This window comes from Leucobacter sp. UCMA 4100, assembly GCF_027853335.1.
Lineage (GTDB): Bacteria > Actinomycetota > Actinomycetes > Actinomycetales > Microbacteriaceae > Leucobacter_A.
On the sequence record NZ_JAFEUS010000002.1, the window covers coordinates 890,303 to 908,893 of the forward strand.

Annotated in this window: 14 protein-coding genes; all 14 read right to left on the bottom strand. The window is 60.8% G+C overall.

Annotated features, from left to right (window positions below; translation table 11 throughout):
• Positions 1-45: 45 nt before the first annotated feature.
• On the bottom strand, positions 46-1,026 hold the full coding sequence (locus JSO19_RS04390; protein WP_270909986.1) for a DsbA family protein: 981 nt from the start codon (positions 1,024-1,026) through the stop codon (positions 46-48).
• Positions 1,027-1,079: 53 nt separating this feature from the next.
• The gene (gene secA / locus JSO19_RS04395) at positions 1,080-3,818 is read right to left on the bottom strand and encodes a preprotein translocase subunit SecA (RefSeq protein ID WP_270909988.1); all 2,739 of its coding nucleotides are present in this window, start codon (positions 3,816-3,818) and stop codon (positions 1,080-1,082) included.
• 171 nt (positions 3,819-3,989) lie between these two features.
• Positions 3,990-4,622: a ribosome hibernation-promoting factor, HPF/YfiA family gene (gene hpf / locus JSO19_RS04400; RefSeq protein ID WP_270909989.1), complete on the bottom strand. Its 633-nt coding sequence runs from the start codon at positions 4,620-4,622 to the stop codon at positions 3,990-3,992.
• A 68-nt stretch (positions 4,623-4,690) separates the two neighbouring features.
• The gene (locus tag JSO19_RS04405; protein ID WP_270909990.1) at positions 4,691-5,476 is read right to left on the bottom strand and encodes a ComF family protein; all 786 of its coding nucleotides are present in this window, start codon (positions 5,474-5,476) and stop codon (positions 4,691-4,693) included.
• A gap of 49 nt (positions 5,477-5,525) precedes the next feature.
• On the bottom strand, positions 5,526-7,238 hold the full coding sequence (locus JSO19_RS04410) for an LpqB family beta-propeller domain-containing protein (protein WP_270909992.1): 1,713 nt from the start codon (positions 7,236-7,238) through the stop codon (positions 5,526-5,528).
• Complete coding sequence (gene mtrB / locus JSO19_RS04415; protein ID WP_270909994.1) at positions 7,235-8,908, bottom strand: MtrAB system histidine kinase MtrB; 1,674 nt, start codon at positions 8,906-8,908, stop codon at positions 7,235-7,237. Before mtrB ends, JSO19_RS04410 begins: the two co-directional genes overlap by 4 nt.
• 78 nt (positions 8,909-8,986) lie before the next feature.
• A complete protein-coding gene (gene mtrA, locus JSO19_RS04420) occupies positions 8,987-9,670 on the bottom strand; it encodes an MtrAB system response regulator MtrA (RefSeq protein ID WP_270909996.1) in 684 nt (227 codons plus the stop codon).
• Between the two features lie 286 nt (positions 9,671-9,956).
• Positions 9,957-11,459 carry a catalase gene (locus tag JSO19_RS04425; RefSeq protein WP_270909998.1) on the bottom strand — a complete coding sequence of 501 codons (1,503 nt, stop codon included), beginning with the start codon at positions 11,457-11,459 and terminating at the stop codon, positions 9,957-9,959.
• Positions 11,460-11,461: 2 nt separating this feature from the next.
• The gene (locus JSO19_RS04430; RefSeq protein ID WP_270909999.1) at positions 11,462-11,914 is read right to left on the bottom strand and encodes a Fur family transcriptional regulator; all 453 of its coding nucleotides are present in this window, start codon (positions 11,912-11,914) and stop codon (positions 11,462-11,464) included.
• Positions 11,915-12,444: 530 nt separating this feature from the next.
• Positions 12,445-13,638, bottom strand: coding sequence for an MFS transporter (locus JSO19_RS04435; protein ID WP_270910000.1), 1,194 nt, complete (start codon positions 13,636-13,638; stop codon positions 12,445-12,447).
• A 70-nt stretch (positions 13,639-13,708) separates the two neighbouring features.
• On the bottom strand, positions 13,709-14,812 hold the full coding sequence (locus tag JSO19_RS04440) for an ABC transporter substrate-binding protein (protein WP_270910001.1): 1,104 nt from the start codon (positions 14,810-14,812) through the stop codon (positions 13,709-13,711).
• Positions 14,813-14,886: 74 nt separating this feature from the next.
• On the bottom strand, positions 14,887-16,662 hold the full coding sequence (locus JSO19_RS04445) for an ABC transporter permease (protein ID WP_270910002.1): 1,776 nt from the start codon (positions 16,660-16,662) through the stop codon (positions 14,887-14,889).
• The gene (locus tag JSO19_RS04450) at positions 16,659-17,765 is read right to left on the bottom strand and encodes an ABC transporter ATP-binding protein (protein WP_270910003.1); all 1,107 of its coding nucleotides are present in this window, start codon (positions 17,763-17,765) and stop codon (positions 16,659-16,661) included. The genes JSO19_RS04445 and JSO19_RS04450 overlap by 4 nt, the downstream gene beginning before the upstream one ends.
• Positions 17,762-18,565, bottom strand: a complete 804-nt coding sequence (locus tag JSO19_RS04455; protein ID WP_270910004.1) for an NAD(P)-dependent oxidoreductase — start codon at positions 18,563-18,565, stop codon at positions 17,762-17,764. The genes JSO19_RS04450 and JSO19_RS04455 overlap by 4 nt, the downstream gene beginning before the upstream one ends.
• Positions 18,566-18,591: the final 26 nt, after the last annotated feature.

Consider the following 18,591-nt stretch of genomic DNA (forward strand, 5'->3'; position numbering starts at 1 on the left):
GGCCGCAATCAGTCTATACCGATTGCGGCCCCTTCGGCTATTCGCCTAGTCTTTCTTGCCCTCTTCGGGCGCGTCAGCGCCCTCGTCGTCACCGGTCTCGGCGGTGTCGCCCGAGAGCTCGGCAAACTTCTTGAGCATGAACTGCTCGAGCTCGGTGGGTGAGCTCGGCGCCTGCTGGCCGTTCACGATGATCGCGGGGGTACCGCTGATGTGCTGGTCGGCGTCGGCATCGAGCATGCCACCGCGGCCGTCAGCGAGAACCGTGTCGGGTTCGAGGCCCAGCAGCGGGCCGGTGAAGGCCAGGCGGTTCGTCTTCGAGATGAAGTCAGAGAACGGAACGTTCTGCACGCACTGACGCAGCTCGCGGTTGTCTGAGGCACCTGACTCGACGGCCACCTCAAGCAGGCGGTCGTTCGTGAGGCCGGTGGTGCCCTCGGCAGGCTGAACCTCGGCCGAGAGCAGGGTGCGGTAGTAATCCCAAGCAGCGTCAGGCTGCTGCTCTGCCACGCAGGCGAAAGCGTTTGCCGCGCGGGTTGAGTAGCGGGTGCCCTTTGACTGGCTGTCGAGGAAGTTCACGGGGTATACCTGCAGCGTCGCCTGGCCTGAGCCAACCCACTGCTCGAGCATGGCCGAGGCCTCCTGCTCGAATGCACCACAGGCGGGGCACATGAAGTCGACGTAGATCGTGATGTCGAGGGGAACCGTCTCACGGTTAACTTCCTGCGCCACGAGCTTCTCGCCGTCGCCGATGGCCGGGGTCTCGCGCACCTCGAAGTTCTCACCCTCGAAGACGACACCACCCGATGCCATGTTCTTGGGGCCGGGGCCCGCCGGCTTCACCATTTGCGTGACGACGAGAGCGATGATCGCGATGACGGCGAGCACGCCGATCACGATGCCGCCCTGTACAAACAGGCGGTTGCGCTTCTCTTTCTTCACCTGAGCCTCGCGGGCGGCCTTCGCCTGTGCCCGCGCGGCCTCACGGCGCTCGTTCTTGGTCAAACGCTGGTTCGACTCTTGTGTCATGTTTTTCTCCAGATATGTCGGAGGGTCTTGCGACCCATCACTCGACTCGAAAGTTACTTATTCTTCCTACGCTGAGCACGGTTCATCGGCTGGTCATCAGCCTCGCCGTCGGCCGGCACCTGCTGCCCAAAGGCTCCGCGGGTCGTGGGCTGCTGCTTGCGCTTGCCGCCCGATCCGCTCACTACTGCGCCGCCGTCTTCTGACGGTGCGGTGTAGCTGAGCTTCGAGGTATCGGTTTGAACCTGCTGGTCGATGCCCCCGCCCTCGAGGTGTACGTGGTCCTGCGGCCCTTCGGCCTGGCGCACCTGCACCTCAAGGTTAAAGAGCAGGCCGAGTGATTCTTCTTTGATCTGGCCCATCATGCTCTGGAAAAGGTTGTAGCCCTCGCGCTGGTATTCAACGAGCGGATCGCGCTGCGCCATTGCGCGCAGGCCGATGCCCTCTTTGAGGTACTCCATCTCGTAGAGGTGGTCGCGCCAGCGGCGATCGATCGTCGTGAGCACGACGCGACGCTCGAGCTCGCGCATGGCGTCGGTACCGAGTTGCTCTTCACGCTTCTCGTACGCGAGTTCGAAGTCAGAGCGAATCTCTTGCTCCAGGAACTCGCGGCCCATGCCACGCTTGCCGTCGTACTCGGCGAGCACCTCGTCGATCGTGATGCCTGGCTTGTATACCTGCGAGAGGTCGGCCCAGAGCGCGTCGAAGTCCCACTCGCCGGCGGCCGGCTCGTGCGTGTCGATGATCGCGGTCAGTGCGTCGAACCTGAACTGGTCAACGCGCTGCTCGATGTCTTCGCCGTCGAGAATCTGCTGACGGTCGGCGTAGATCGCCTTGCGCTGACGGTCGAGCACGTCGTCATATTTGAGCACGTTCTTGCGGATCTCGGCGTTGCGTGCCTCGACCTGGCTCTGCGCGCTCTGAATGGCGCTCGTGACCATCTTCGATTCAATCGCGAGGTCGTCGGGAACGTTGCTGCGGTTCATGAGCGAAGCCGCTGCGCCCGAGTTGAACAGGCGCATGAGATCGTCGGCGAGCGACAGGTAGAAGCGGCTCTCGCCGGGGTCACCCTGACGGCCCGAACGACCGCGAAGCTGGTTGTCAATACGGCGTGACTCGTGGCGCTCGGTGCCGAGTACGTAGAGACCACCGGCCTCCTGTACCTTCGACGCTTCAGCGGCCACGGCCTCCTTGACCTTGGCAAACGTTTCGTCCCACGCTGCCTCGTACTCTTCTGGGTTCTCTTCGGGAGAGAGCCCGCGTGAGGCAAGGTCGGTGACGGTGAGGTGCTCAGCGTTACCGCCGAGCATAATGTCGGTACCGCGGCCGGCCATGTTCGTGGCGACGGTCACGGCGCCGAGGCGACCGGCCTGGGCGATGATCGCGGCCTCACGTGCGTGGTTCTTGGCGTTCAGGACTTCGTGGCGCACACCGGCTTTGGCGAGCAGGCGAGAAAGGTATTCGCTCTTCTCGACGCTCGTGGTACCGATCAGCACCGGCTGGCCCTTCTTGTGACGCTCAACGATGTCGGCGGTTACCGCGTGGAACTTCGCTTCTTCGTTCTTGTACACGAGGTCGGGCTGGTCGATGCGGCGCATCGGGCGGTTGGTCGGAATCGGGACGACGCCAAGCTTGTACGTCGACATGAACTCTGACGCTTCGGTCTCTGCCGTACCGGTCATGCCCGAGATCTTCTCGTACAGACGGAAGTAGTTCTGCAGCGTCACGGTCGCGAGCATCTGGTTCTCGGCCTTGACCTTGACGCCCTCTTTGGCCTCGATTGCCTGGTGCATGCCTTCGTTGTAGCGGCGGCCAGCGAGAATACGGCCGGTGTGCTCGTCGACGATGAGCACTTCACCGTCGAGTACGACGTAGTCTTTGTCGCGGGTAAAGAGCGCCTTCGCCTTGATGGCGTTGTTCAAGAACGAGATGAGCGGGGTGTTGACCGACTCGTACAGGTTCGTGATGCCGAGGTGGTCTTCAACCTTCTCAATGCCTGGCTCGAGCACGCCGACGGTGCGCTTCTTCTCGTCAACCTCGTAGTCAACGCCAGCCTTCAGCTTGCGAGCAAGCTTCGCGAACTCAGAGAACCAGCGGTTGGCCTCGCCCGCTGCGGGGCCCGAGATGATGAGGGGCGTACGCGCCTCGTCAATAAGAATCGAGTCGACCTCGTCAATGATGACGAAGTAGTGGTCGCGCTGTACGCGCTCGGCTGCGCTGCTCGCCATGTTGTCGCGCAGGTAGTCGAAGCCAAACTCGTTGTTCGTGCCGTACGTAATGTCGGCTTCGTACTGCTTGCGGCGCTCTGCCGGGCTCTGGCCCGAGATGATGCAGCCGGTCGTCATGCCGAGGGCGCGGAAGACGCGGCCCATGAGCTCTGACTGGTAGGTGGCGAGGTAGTCGTTCACCGTAATGATGTGCACGCCGCGGCCAGCGAGCGCGTTCAAGAATGCAGGCATTGTCGCGACGAGGGTCTTACCCTCACCGGTCTTCATCTCAGAGATGTTGCCCATGTGCAGGTTCGCGCCACCCATGACCTGAACCGGGAACGGGTGCAGGCCGATGGTGCGGCGCGCAGCCTCGCGCACCGCGGCGAATGCCTCAGGCATAAGGTCGTCAAGTGTTTCACCCTGCGCAAGACGCTCGCGCAGTGCCGCAGTCTCGCCCCGAAGCTCCTCATCAGTGAGGTCTACAAACGACTCTTCGAGCCCTGCAACAACTTTTGCGAGACGTTCAAGCTTCTTCAGCGTGCGTCCTTCGCCTACGCGAAGAAGCTTTTCTAGAACAGTGGCCACGTATATTTCTCCTCAGCCGTTCATGAATCTGGTGGTTCCCAGATCATATTGTGTAATGGCTAACAGTTCTCCAGCTTAGTCCGTTGCCCCCTGGCTCTGCTGAGGAAATCCCACGAAAAGAGCGGTGCCGCGCAAGGTGACAGAACACCCTGCGCGGCACCGGCATGACGCTTAGGCTGCGTCGTCGAGTGAGATCACCCCGTAGTTCCAGCCCTTACGGCGGTAGACAACGCTCGAACGACCGTTGCTGTCATCGACGAACAAGAAGAAGTCGTGCCCCACGAGCTCCATCTGGTCGACGGCCTCTTCGACCGTGAGCCTTGCAGCCGGGAACTCCTTCGAGCGTATGACGACCGGCGTATACACGTCGTCACCCTCGCTCGCCTGCGCGACCTGCTGGCCATTGGCCACCGCGTTCACGGTGTCGAGCGAAGCGGGAGTAATACCGACGCCACTGAAGTCGTTCGAGGCCGCGTCACCGAGTGAGGTGCGGCCCTTGCCACGGCGATCTTGCCTGCGATCTTTGGCCCGGCGCACACGCTCAAGAATGCGACCGTAGGCGATGTCAAAGGCGGTGTACTTGTCACTGCCTGACGATTCGGCCCGGATCACTGGGCCTGAACCAACGATGGTAATTTCGACACGGTCACCGTGCTTTGGGCTCTTATCGCTGAGCCGCGAAACCTTAACGTTAAACGTCTGAGCCTTCGGCAGGAGCGCCTCGAGCTTCTCGGTTTTTGACTCAACGTAGCTTTCGAATCGGTCTGTAATATCAACATTTCGTCCGTGGATATGCACGTCCATGGTGACCTCCTGTGATCCAAAAGGTGGGGTAGCCCCGAGTTTCGGAGCTCCGTTGCCCCTCACCTTAATCACACGTTACCCCTCTCTTCTTCGTATTGCGAGTTCAGTTGAGCGATTCGCCCCAAACGCGCAGAAATTCGGTCGTGCCTCGTGAGCGTCACCGCCAGCACCGCGGCGCCGAGCACCCGGGCGCCGCTCGCCTCGAGCGCAGCCGTCGCCGCGTTCAGCGTCGCGCCCGTCGTCACGATGTCGTCAACGAGCACCACGCAGCGGCCATCGACCTGCGCGCCAGAGGCAACTCTGAGCCTTGCGGCATTGCGCCGCCGCTCAGCGATGCCGAGCCCCACCTGCCCCGTGCGGCCGCGGGTCGCCGCGAGCACGCGGCCTCGTCGCAGCTCAGCCCGGCCGAGCCTGCGCCCGTCAGCGAAGCGCACGAGCCGCAGGATCTCTTCGAGGGGCCGGTACCCGCGCCTGCGCACCGCTTCCTTTCGAGAGGGCATCGCGACGACGAGCACCTCGTCTGGTGGCCCGCCGCTCATTACTTCGTCGAGCGGCCCCTCGAGCGCCCCGGCGAGCGCAGCCGCGAACGAGCGCTGGCCATGGTGCTTGTAGCGCACGATGAGGTGACGCATGACGTCTGCGTATGGGGCGGCAGCGATCCACCGCCCTCGAATGAGACCGGCCCGTGCCTCGCCGCTGTCGTGGGGCACGTCGATGAGCCGGTGCGAGCGGGCAAAGCCTGCCGCGCACTCGGCGCACCAGTCACGGTCTGGCCTGCCGCACCCGAGGCACGACGAGGGCCACAGGAGCGCGAGCAGGTCGCGCAAGATCGCTTGGAAGAGGGTTTCGGCCATGCACGAAGCATCACACGCGACAAGCCCCTCGTCAGAAGTTATGCACAGGCTAGCCGCGCTTCGTGACCACCGAAATATCTTGCGCCTGGCGTTGCCAGCTCGACGTGCCCTGGGGGCTCAGCACCTCGCCAGAAGCGGTGAGTAGGTAGGTCAGTTGCAGCCGCCCGCCACCCCGAATCGTTGTAGCCTTCGAGACTCCCGCACGGGTTTCGGCGAGCAAACCGGGGCCTGTGAGCGTGAAACGAGTCGAGTCGCCCTCGCCCGCGCTCAGTACCCCGACGCGCTGCGTGTCGACCCAGTCGATGTCGAGCGGAGCACCGTACACCCAGTTCTCCTGCGGCGACCCCAGGCCAACGAAGCGCTGCGGAACCCCGTTGTCGTCACGAACGACGCCGGTCACGAGCACCTTGCTGGCGCCGTCGTCGTCAACGAGAATCGCAATGCGGTTGCCGTCGGGCGAGAGCCGCATCGCGACCACCTTCTCGTCAACCAGCTCGGGAGTCGGGAGCGTGATGTTGTCGCTCACCGGGTGCCACAGATTGATTTGCTCGGGTTTCGCGGGGTCGAAGGTCCACACGTAGCCGCTCGGGTCGGTCGTGGGTTCGAGCAGGCCGGGCCGGTCGTCAAAGAGGAACGAGGTTTGCGGTGTCGCCCAGTGCAGCCCGTCTTCGGCGAGCACCACGGCGGCCCTACCATCACGGCTCATGACGATGCGCTCGGGGTTCATGGGCATGAGCACCTTCGAGTAGCTCGGGTCGGCCGTGATGCCCGTCGAGCCGAGCACGCCATAGCCCTTGCTGTGCATGACGCCGACGCTCGTTCCACCCTCGGGCTTTGGCGGCATGAGCGTTTGCGCGAGCGCCACCTGGCCGCTCATGATCTCGACCCCGCCGACGGTCACGACGTACTTCGAAACTCCCGCGAGCGCGTAAAGCGATGACGAGAGCTGCATGTCGACGAGCTTGCGCCCTTCTTCGGTGATGGCTTCGAACTCAGACGAGAAGTCGATGCGCGCCGTGCCGCCCTCGATGATGACCGAGTCGCTCGAGAGCTTCGTGCCCGTCGGGAACGACGAGACGGCAACGCCGGTGAGCTCGTCGGTGGGCCCTGCGAGCAGCTGGTTGATGATGTGCGAGCCCATCGTGGCCCGCTTCAAGAACCAGCGCGTGTCAGAGACCAGGGTCGACTTGGGGCCGGTGAAGTAGAGCTGGTGCACCGACCACACCTCGAGAAAGGTTGCGCGGTCGAGTATCACGCCGTTGGGCGCAGAGGCGATGCGCCACTCGCCGTCTTGTTCCTGGAGCCCGAACTGGAACGGCGAGCTCTCGTCAGCGTCGAGCTGCGTGAGCACCCCGCGCTCGTCGACCGAAGCGATGCCGTTGACCACGACGCTCACGATCTCGTCTTCGCCCTCCATCGGAATATCTTCGATGATCGGGTACTTTCGGGTTCCCTCGTCAATCGTGACCGACTGGTTCGGATCCCACTGGTCTCGATAATCATCGGTCAAAAACTGGCGCGCAATGTCGTAGTTATTGGAGGCCGAAGAGGCGGCCTGCAAGAACCCACGCACAATCTCTTCCTGCGTCGCGTCGGGCATGGGCGAATCGGGCCGGTACTGCACCTCTTGCTCGGCCTGCGCGAGGTCGGTGAGGCCCTGGTGCACTCCGCCCGCAACGGGAATGCCGTGGCACGAGGTGAGGGTGAGCGCCGCGAGGGTCACGCCGGTGGCTGCCAGCATGCGCATGCGTCGTGTCATCATCGCTTGTCTCCCTTCTTCAGCCTGCGCAGCGGGCGCTTGAGCCACCCGCCGGTCGTGTCAAAGGTTTCGCTCGCCTCTGGCATGTCTTCGGGAATGAGCGGCAGTGGCGAGAAGAAGCCCGCCCCACCCTCGTCGCGCGGCAGCGTGAGTCTGAAGTTCGTGCCCTGCCCCGGCTTCGACCACACCTCGAGCACGCCGCCGTGCACCGTCGCGTCTTCGCGCGCGATCGCGAGCCCGAGGCCCGTGCCGCCAAGGGTGCGCTTGCGCGAGGGGTCGGCCCGCCAGAACCGCTCGAACACTCGCTCGGTGGCTTCTTCGTTCATGCCGATGCCCCAGTCGCGCACCGAGATCGCGGTCGCCGAGCCGTTTGAGTCGACGCGCACCTCGATGGGTTTGTCTTCGCCGTGCTCGATCGCGTTGCCAACGAGGTTCGAAACGATGCGCCTGATGCGACGCGGATCGACTTCGATGGGCGCGTACCCGCCGAGCGCATGCAATTCGATGGGTTGCTTTGAGAGCGGAGCGAGCCCCTCGATGACCTCTTCGGTGAGGCGCACGAGGTTCGTTGGTTCGGTTGAGATCGCGACCTGGCCGGCGTCGTAGCGCGAGATCTCGAGCAGGTCGGCGAGCAGCGCTTCGAAGCGGTCAACCTGTTCGCTCATGACCTCGATGGCGCGAGATTGGCCGCCCGAGAGCCCGTCAGAGTTCGATGCGAGCACCTGCGACGCGAGCTTCATTGTCGTGAGCGGCGTACGCAGTTCGTGCGACACGTCTGAGACGAAGCGTTGCTGCATCGTCGAGAGGTCGTCGAGCTCGGTAATGCGAGTTTGCAGGGTGTCGGCCATGAGGTTGAAGTTGCCGGCAAGCTGGTCGAAGTATTCGTCATTTTGCAGTGGCATGCGCGCGTTCGAGTCGCCCTTCGCGAGCTTGCGGCTCGTATCGGCTGCCGAGCGGATCGGCTGGAACACGAGGCGGGTGATGCCGTACACGAGCGCTCCGATGAGCAGCATCAGGAAGAAGCCGGTGAACACGAGCGTGCGCGAGATGAAGCCGTAGATCGAGTCGGTCTCGCTCAAGTCGTAGCCGAGAATGAGGTCGTAGTGCCCCGCCTCTCCCGGCAGTTGCAGTGTCGAGCCAACCGCGAGCCCGGGTACCGTGCTGCCGTCGGGCTTCACGATCTCGATCGATTGCCAGTACTGCGGCGCATCGCCCTCGAGTAGCGAGTTGCGCAGGTCGTCAGAAATGAACTCAGAGAATTCGGGGCCGATGGTCGAGTCGAGCGGCGCATCGACCGAGCGCGGCTGGTCAGACTGCCTGCGAAACACGAGATAGTCTGAGGCCGACATGTTCGAGACCGAGCGGCGCATCGCGTTGACCACGCTACCGAGGGCACGCGGATCGCTCGAGCCGGCACTGTCAATCGTTTGCTGCGCCAGCACCGTTGCCCTGGCCGAGTCGTGCAAAATTTCGTCGCGCTGTTGCGTGAAGAGATCGTCGCTCACGCTGGCAAGAATGAAGGTGCCAGAGATGAAAATCATGAGGCCCGTCATGACGCCCGTGATCGTCATGGTGCGCACCTTCATCGAGTGGCGCCAGACGTCGCGAACCCTGTCGCGAGACGCGACGATCGGCTCGCCTACTCGGCGCCCGATCGACCTCAGTTTGTTCACGCGGCTTTCGCTTTCTCACACGGTTTTGGGCTGTTGATCTGTCTCTCGGCGGTGGCTCAAACGGGTGCAGTTCGTGGGTTACTCGAGCGGAACGCCCGCGCGGTACCCCACGCCACGCACCGTGAGAACCACCTGCGGGTTATCGGGATCTTGCTCGACCTTCGCGCGCAGTCGCTGCACGTGCACGTTGACGAGTCGCGTGTCGGCCTTGTACTGGTAGCCCCAGACCTTTTCGAGCAGCATCTCGCGGCTGTGCACCTGCTGGGGTTTGCGCGCGAGAATCACGAGCAGGTCAAACTCGAGCGGGGTGAGGGGAATGAGCTCGCCGCCCCGCGTCACCTCGTGCGCCGCAACGTCGATCGTGAGATCAGCAACGCGCAGCACCTCTGGCTCGTTCTCGCTCTGGTCGCGCAGCCTTGCCCTGATGCGAGCGAGCAGCTCGGCCGGATTGAAGGGTTTGACCACGTAGTCGTCGGCGCCGGCCTCGAGCCCGCGCACAATGTCGTCGGTGTCGGTGCGCGCCGTGAGCATGATGATGGGAAGGCCCGACGTCTCGCGAATGCGCCCGCACACCTGAATACCGTTCATGAATGGCAACATGACGTCGAGCAGCACGAGATCTGGCTTCCAGCTCTCGAATAGTTCGAGGGCCTCATTTCCGTCGACGGCATGCTCAACCTGGTAGCCCTCGCCTTCGAGCACCATGGTGAGCATTTCGGCGAGTGCGCTGTCGTCATCGACGACAAGGATCCTTGAACTCATACCCCCATTATCGCGTGTTTATGGCGAAAAAGGCTGGAGGTGGAGCTTCTTGAGCGACGCCCGACGCCGAAAGGTCAAAAAGTGTCGAAAAGATACAAGATTTGCGACACTTTTTGACCACACGAGGGGGCGGATCGCGGCTGGGCACCGGCGGGAGCGGATCGCGGCTGGGCACCGGCGGGAGCGGATCGCGGCCGGCACCAGCGCACGCAAAAGGCGGGGCCCCGACCCGAAAGTCGAGACCCCGCCTCTGCCCTAGCCGCCGGTGCGGCGGTGCGGGTGGTGGTTACTCTGCCGACTCGTGTGAGTCGGTCGCTGCGGTGCCCTCGCCCTTGGCGTAGAGGTCGCGCAGAATCTGGCCGAGGCCCTCGTCAACGTTCGTCCAGTACTGGAAGAAGCGCTCGCGAATCTCGTCGATCGTGATCGCAGCGGCCTGGCCGGCGAGCGTGTTGTGGAACCGCTCCTTCGACTCAGCCGAGAACACGTCGCGGTAGAGAATGCCGGGCTGTACGAAGTCACCGTCGTCGGCGCGCAGGGTTGCTGCGGCGCGTACGAGCTCGCCGTCTGACTCCCACGAAGCTTCGACGCCAGCCTGAGCATCAACCGCGGGTCCGCCTGCCGCGCCGAACGAGTTCGGGTGGTAGACGCGCTGCGATGCGGGCGGGAAGTGGTACTGCATGTTGCCCTGGTGCATGTAGTTGTTGGCCTCGGTTGCGTGAGGCTGGTTGACCGGCAGCTGGTTGTAGTTCGTGCCGACGCGGTAACGCTGAGCGTCGGGGTACGAGAATACGCGAGCCATGAGCATCTTGTCAGGTGAGATGCCGGTGCCGGGAACCTGGTTGCCGGGCGAGAACGCTGCCTGCTCGATCTCTGCGAAGAAGTTGACCGGGTTACGGTTCAGCGTGAACGTACCCACCTTGATGCGGGGGTAGTCAGCCTGAGGCCAGGTCTTCGTGAGGTCGAACGGGTTGAAGCGGTAGGTCTTCGCCTCTTCGTACGGCATGATCTGCACGTAGACATCCCACGACGGGTAGTCGCCACGCTCGATCGAGTCGAACAGGTCGCGACGGTAGTAGTCGGCGTCGCTGCCCGCGAGGCGCTCGGCCTCATCGGCCTCCATGTGCTCAACGCCCTGGTGTGAGATGAAATGGTACTTGACCCAGAAACGCTCGCCGTCGGCATTGATCCACTGGTAGGTGTGTGAACCGTAACCATTCAGGTGGCGCCACGACTTCGAGAGACCACGGTCGCCCATGAGGTACGTGACCTGGTGTGCCGACTCGGGTGAGAGGGTCCAGAAATCCCACTGCATGTCTGCATCGCGCAGACCTGAATCGCCAAGGCGCTTCTGCGAGTGAATGAAGTCAGGGAACTTAATGCCGTCGCGAATAAAGAACGTCGGGGTGTTGTTGCCCACGATGTCGAGGTTGCCCTCGGTCGTGTAGAAACGCAGCGAGAAGCCGCGCACGTCGCGCCAGGTGTCAGGTGAGCCCTGCTCGCCAGCAACCGACGAGAAACGAATGAGCGTCTCAGACTTTGCGCCCTTCTGGAACACTGCAGCGCGAGTGTACTGCGACACGTCTTCGGTTACAACGAACTCACCAAAGGCGCCGCCACCCTTCGCGTGCGGGTTACGCTCGGGAACACGCTCGCGGTTGAACGCTGCGAGCTTCTCTACGAGGTAACGGTCGTGCAGAACCGTGGGGCCGTCGTTGCCAACGGTGAGTGAGTGCTCATCGCTTGCGATAGGGGTGCCGGTCTGCGTGGTCGTGATCTTCTGATCAGCCATAATTACCCTTTCTCTGGTGATTCGTCTGTTCCGTCGTAGCAGTCGGGGCACAGGCCCACGAACGTTACTTCGGCTGTGTGGATGTGAAAATTGTGCGTCTCGCCGGGAGTCAGGCATGGCGCGTGGCCAATCGTGCAGGCAACATCTTCGATGCGCCCGCAGCCCTGACAGATGAGGTGATGGTGGTTGTCGCCCACCCGCACCTCGTACCTCGCAGCTGAGCCAGCCGGCTCGATCTTGCGCACGAGCCCCGCGTCGGTGAGCGCCGAGAGCACCACGTACATGGTCTGTAATGTGGTGTCGGGAAGCTCCCGCTGCACGAGCCGGAAAAGCTCGGCAGCATCGAGGTGCCCGCCCGGGTGCAGCGCCTCAAGCACGGCACGTCGAGGCGCGGTCGATCGCAGCCCAGCACCCTTCAGCCGCTCGGCGGCACCAAGGTGGAGTTGCTGTGTCATGGCTCAACTTTACCACTCTTTTGAATGATTCAAAAGAAAGGGGGGCCTTACCCACATCGGTTGTGTGGGGTGCGGTGGCCGCGGGCGCGGGTGCGCTGGCCGCACGCTGGCCGTGCCCGCGGGTGAGCCTGGCGCGCACCCGCGACTGCTGGCGGATCGGCGCCCGCCTCTGTGGCCGGCTTTGCACGCCCCAAATCGATCTACTTGACGAAAAGCAGGGTGTTTACCCCTCTCACACCCTGCTTTTCGTCAAACAAACGCGAAATCGGCAAACACGAGCCGAACGGCGCAGGACGAGGGTCAGAAAGCGCAGAACGCGAGTCAAGAAACGCAGAACGCGTGCCGAGTGTCACCGGACGCGAAGCGAGTGCCACTGGACGCGAGCCGCGCAGCGCCCCAGCGTCCACTTGACAGAAAGCAGGGTGTTTCTTCGCAAACACCCTGCTTTTCGTCAAGCTGCGACAAAAGTGAAGCGCAAAGCGCAAAACATGAAGCAGGAAGCGCGGAGAAAACGGGCGCCCCGAAAGTGGCTAACGGTCGTTTGGCGCCTGTCGAGCAGTAACCGCCGAGCAGGTCAACAGCGTTGCCATCAAAGCGAACACCATTGTCGCTCCTCCGAACCCTGCAAGGAAGCTTGCCGCAAGCGGCAACGTCGTCTGGCCAACGCGGTTGCCTACGAGTCTCAGCGCTGCCGCGACAGGCCGCTGCTCTGGGGTAGTCACGAGCGTCATCCATGACATAGTCAAAGGTTGCACCACTCCAGCCGCAAGACCGTATACCGCTATGGCAATCATCAAAAGCCACACGACGGGCACCACTGCGAAGCAGGCAAGCCCCACCCCCGCAAAGAGGCAACCGATCATTAACGCGGCTCGACGCCCCACTCTGGCAGTGAACACAGAGAGAAGCAGCCGCGAGAGCATCGTGACAGCACCCCGCACAACAAGCAGCGCACTTGCAGCCGCGACCGGAAGCCCGAGTTCATCAGCGAGAAGGGGCACATACACAATTACCAGGTCGAGTGAGGTGAGCACCACACTACTCACGAACAAGGCCGAAATAATGCCCCGTTGCCTCAGCAGTCCCGTACTTCTCGTCACCGAAGCAGGATCACCGTGAGCGTTCACCTGAGCGTTCACCTGAGTCTTTTCAGACCGTATCACTGCTGAGAACGCGACAAGCAGCAACGAAAGCACGAGGCTCACACCGCCGAGGCTCCTGGCTTCGGCGAAGACACCATGTTCGAATGCCGCATACGCAGGAAGCATAAGCATAAGCGGCCCCAGCATTTGGCCGCCAGAGGTGGCAAATGTGTACATGCCGAACGTGAAGTCGAGACGGTGCTTCGCAGCTTTTTTCATCACCCAGGCTTGTTCAGCGACAACAGAGAAGAGCACCCCGCAGCCAATCAGCGATGAGGCTAAGAGCAACACAAGGGCCTGGTCGCGCCCCACTCCCAAAAGAAGAACCGAGAGGAGAAAAAACAGCGCCCCCACAACGAGCACGAACCGTTCGCCGCATCTCCGCACCAGCACGCCCGATGGAATCGCGAGGAGCAGAGGTGGCAACGCAAACGCGGCAGCAGAATAACCGAGCCAAGATCCGCCTAGACCAAGCCCGAGAAATTCATAAGAGACCGAAGAACGCAACCCGTAGCTCAAAGCCTGCACGAGTACCGCATGGGCAAAGAGGGCCCACCAGCTTGCCCGGTCTCCTACCACCACGTCTCCGCTCCTCAAGCTTGTACGAAAAAGAAAAGGGGCCGGAGGCGTTGCGCCCCCAGCCCCTCAACGACTAGCCGTTGTAGTCGAAGATATCCATCCAGGTCTTCGCGTCGCTCTGGAGATGCTCGAGCGAGTCTTCAAGCGTCGCACGGTAGGCAAAGCCAGAATCAGCTGCAGGGAGTTCGACATCGCCGATCGTAGGGTTCGCAGCACCCTGGTGCACGGGGTAGTCACCGAGCGATGAAGCGAGAGCTTGGCCGTTCTCTGAGAGAAGCCAGTTGATAAAGACCGTGGCCGCATTTGAGCGCTTCGAAGCCGAGGTCTGCCCCACGTAGAAGGGGTACGCGGCTGCGCCTTCTTCAGGCATAGCGATCGTGATCGGTGCTCCCTCAAGAATTGCAGAATACGCAGTACCAATGGGCACAGTGCCAATCTGGATCTCGCCGCGCGCGAGTGCATCAGTCAGGTTTGCTGAAGAGTCGAAGACGCGCGGTTCATTCGCGGCAATATCTTTGAGCCAGTCTTCGCCGAGCTGATCAAGCTGGAAACGGGTCAGTGCCGCGGTGCTTCCACCAGCACCAACCTGTACAAGACCAAACTGGCCCGAGTACTTGGTATCGGTCAGATCAGCCCAGTTCTTTGGTGCCTCATCTTCAGAAAGAACCTGATTGTTATAGCCAAAGCTGTAGACACGATCGAAACTACTGAAGTACTTTCCGTCGTCAAAGACCACTCCGTCGATGAGTGCGCCGCTGATGTCGTCAGTCAGCTCAGTCTCGGTAAATACCCCGTCTTCAGCGAGGGCAACAATCAGATCTTCGCCCGAGATGCGCACAAGGTCGGCGCCAAGTTTACCGGCGGCGTTCTCGCTCAGTACTCGCTCCTGCAGCTTGTTCGGAGCCAACCGCACGATCTCAACTTGGATGCCGGTGAGCTCGCTGAACTCGTCTGCGACCTGCTGCTCAGAGACTTCACTCGCCCCCGTGTAGAAGACAAGGCTTCCTTCGTCAAGCGCATCTGCGTATACGTCGGCTTTGGCGATAAGCTCGCCGTCGATCACGAGGTCTTCACCTGCCTTTGCCTCAGAAGCAGGCTTCTCGGATGATGAGCAGCCGGTGAGCACAAGCCCGGCCATAGTGATGAAGGCTAAGCCTTTCAGTGTTTTGCGTTTCATAACATTTCCTCTCTGAAATGCGTCATGGGTGACGATACGTGTTGTTGGGTTGGGGGTCATCGAAACATTCATACTCAAGCCGTTGTCTTTTTCGCTCCGAAGCGTTGCGCAAGCCAGGCGAGAATGAAAATCAATCCGCAATACAGCACGCTTGTTGCGGCGCTTGACTGCAGAATGCCGTTCTCGTAATCGTCGAAGATGATGATCGACAGGAGCCTCGTATCGGTAGTGAACAAAAAGAGTGGCACGGTCAGTTCACGCATCGAGAGCATGAGCAATAGTAAGAATGTTGACGCGAGCGGCACACGCAGCAGCGGTACAGTGATGCGCCAGATTGCACGCACTCGGTTAGCGCCGCTCATGACCGCACTGTCTTCAAGGTCAGCATGAATTTGCAAGATACCGGAGCTAGCGCCTTGGAACCCCTGAGGCATTTGCGCTGCCATGAAGGCAATCACCATAACGGTGAGCGTTCCGTATACCGGTAGCGGAATGAGGAGCCAGGTCCACAGCAAACCGAGACCGAGCACAATTGCCGGTACGGCAAGCGGGATCATACTGATATACCCCAGACCAGCCCTGCCCGGAATCGTCGTCCGGTTCACGACATATGAAACGATGAATGCGATCAGTGTTCCGATCAGCGCGGCAAGCACAGAAACAATCACAGAGTTCAGTGTTGCTTTGTGAACCGTTGGTTTAACAAGCACATCCAAAAACGCGTCAAAGTTGAGCTTTCCGTCGCTGATGCTCCCCAGGACACTCGAGATATACGGGGAATCGTGCATTGCGACAAACAGCAAAGCAAGCAATGGCAAGACTGCCGTAATGAAGAAGTAGAACGTTCCAAGCACCACTGCGGGTATTTTGAACCAGCCAAGATCGATCTTCGAGGGCTTCAGGCCCTTTCCTGAAACCGTCGTGAACGTACGCTTCGAGATCACACGACGTTGAACGGCCGTGACGACCAGGACAACGACGACAAGTGCGATAGCAACGGCAGCGGCTTCGTTCCCCCGCGATGGGGCGGAGTTCATCAGTCTAAAGATGTAGGTCGGCAGCGTATCGATACCGCTTGCAGAGCCGAGCATCTGAGCCACGGGAAAGTTCTCGACCGTCAGGGTAAAAATAAGAATTGCCGAGCCAAGAATCGCTGGTGTTGCGAGCGGAAACGTGACTTTTCGAAGAATTTCATGAGGCTTCGCACCGTGTACTCTGGCGGCTTCTTCAAGGTCAGGATTCATGAGGCTGAGCGACGCGTGAATAAGCAAAAAAGCATACGGCGCGTAGTAAATGCCCAACACGACGATAAGGCCGGGTAATGAATACACATTGAGCCAGGAAGAAAGGCCGAGGTCTCGGGCCAGAATATTCAGCAGGCCCGCATTAGGCCCACCCAGAAGACCCCAGGCCAGGGCACCAACAAAGCTGGGCAAAAACATCGGCATTAAGCCCGCGAAATAGAGAAACTTTCTGCCCGGCACGTTCGTGCGTGCGGTGACGAACGCAAGGAACCCGCCGCAGAGCAGAGCGATAATCGAGGCTCCTGCTCCAACCATGACCGAGTTGCCCGCTGCGCGCATTGCGCCCGCGCCAAAGACCGTCGCGAAGTTGTCGAAAGTGAAATTCGTAAGATGAATATTTCCAGGACGGGGAGTCTCGCTGGTGAACGCTGAAAGCAGCACCAGCGCGACCGGCATAAGGATCAGGATTCCCAGTACCCCGTAGAGCGCGGCAAGACCGATTACTCGTTTCGCTCGAAACTGGCTTGGTGACGCAGGACGTTGTTGATTCCCGTTTCGCACACGAATCACACCGGTTTTCATTTCGGTTTGCGTTTCGTTTGTCATACCGTTGCTGCTCTCACGTTAGCGTCAGTGACCTCGAGCGGAAGCACCTGAACAGCGTGTTTCGGGAGGTATACGCGCATTGTTTCGCCCTCACGAATTCTGCTCGTCTGCAGCTTTGTGCCGAGTACCTGCAGCTCAACGTCTTCACCTAAGCGCAATTTAAACGTGGCGGTTGCCCCGAGAAACTCTCTCGAGACAACGACGCCTTCAACTGTATTTGGTGACTCGTGTGGAATGTCAGCATCAAAGAGTACGTCTTCGGCGCGAATACACGCGCGGAGCTCGTCGTGAGGTGAGAACGGCTCAACTTCGAGCTTGATCTGAGTGCCTTGCAGTTCAACCGTTGTCGCGTCGACCCTTGTCGCGGGCAAAATATTCGCTACGCCCAAGAAATCTGCGATTGAAGCGCTGAGCGGCCTGCCGTAGATTTCGTCGGGGCTACCGATCTGAACGATGCGACCAAACTGCATCATGGCGATGTGGTCGGCAAGAGCGAGAGCTTCTTCTTGGTCATGGGTCACGTACACCGATGTCAGGCCGAGGCTGTGCTGAAGCTCTCTGAGGTCTTGCCTCAGTCGGTGCCGGAGCCTCGCATCAAGATTCGACAGCGGCTCGTCAAGCAACATCACAGAGGGCTCCATAACAAGCGACCGTGCAAGCGCTACTCGTTGCATCTGGCCACCAGAGAGCATCGAAGCTCCACGATCGGCAAAGCCATCGAGGCCCACAACTGCGAGCGCCTCGTGCACTCTCGGAGCGATATTGGCTTTTGCGACGCGTTTCATTTGCAGCGGGAAAGCAACATTTTCAAAGACGGTCAGGTGCGGCCAGATCGCGTACGACTGGAACACCATGCCAATATTGCGCTTGTGAGAAGCAACGTTAATGCCCCGCTCCGAGTCGAAGAGCACATTGCCCCCGACAGTAATGCGCCCCGAATCAGGCGTTTCTAGGCCGGCAACGCAACGCATCGTACTCGTTTTGCCACAGCCAGACTGGCCGAGCAATACGAGTGCTTCGCCCTGCTGAATCTCAAGGCTCAGATCGCGCACCGCCACCGATGAGCCGTAGCTCAGCGTGAGGTTTTCAATCTTGATGTTCATACCGATGTTCCTTTGCCAGTTTCGTTCTGGCCGCCGTTGGCCATGAGATGTTCAAACCAGGTATGCGTTGCTTCGCTCACCCACGTAGGTTTTTGCAGCGAACGCACATACGCTTGCGCGTCAAGCACCTCATGGGCTCGACGCTCGGCATGTAACCGAGACCCGTCGATAAGCCGTTGAGTGAGCGCTTCTGCATCACCAGAGAATTCGTCAGCGATCTGCCCCCTCAACCAGGAGTCGCAGCCAGCCGCTTCTGCGGCGGTGATACTCTCAATCACTACCGCAGCAAGCCCTTTCATAAAGACGCTTCTCAGAAGCTTTCGTGAGGCGGCGGCACCCGCATCGCCATCGATCGCTTCAACAGGTGCATGAGCGTTCACCATCAGATCGGCAAAAGCTTGCGCGCCGCTACCGCTCGCCATGAGCGGCGTTTGCACACCAGAGCGAGGCACTGGGGCCAGCACCGCAACGTCTGCAAAAGCGACACCACGTTCAGCCGCGTTGAGGCCGAGTTCGTATTTGAGATCAGGCGACCCAGTGTTGAGGTCTGCGAAGATTGTTCCTCGTTCAAGGTGAGCCATGGCGTCTTTTGCGACGTTGCCCGCGGCTCTGGCCCCAACAAGGCTCACAACCAGTTGAGCTCCCGCAAGAGCTTCGCCGAGATCATCGCACTGGGTAATGCCCTCGTCGTCGTTCACTACGAATGGGTCAAACCCACGAACCGTAAAGCCGCTGTCACGAAACCCGCGCGCATAAATTGCACCGGCCTCGCCAAGACCAAGAACCACCACAACCGTCATCTTTGACTCCTGTTTATACCGTTATG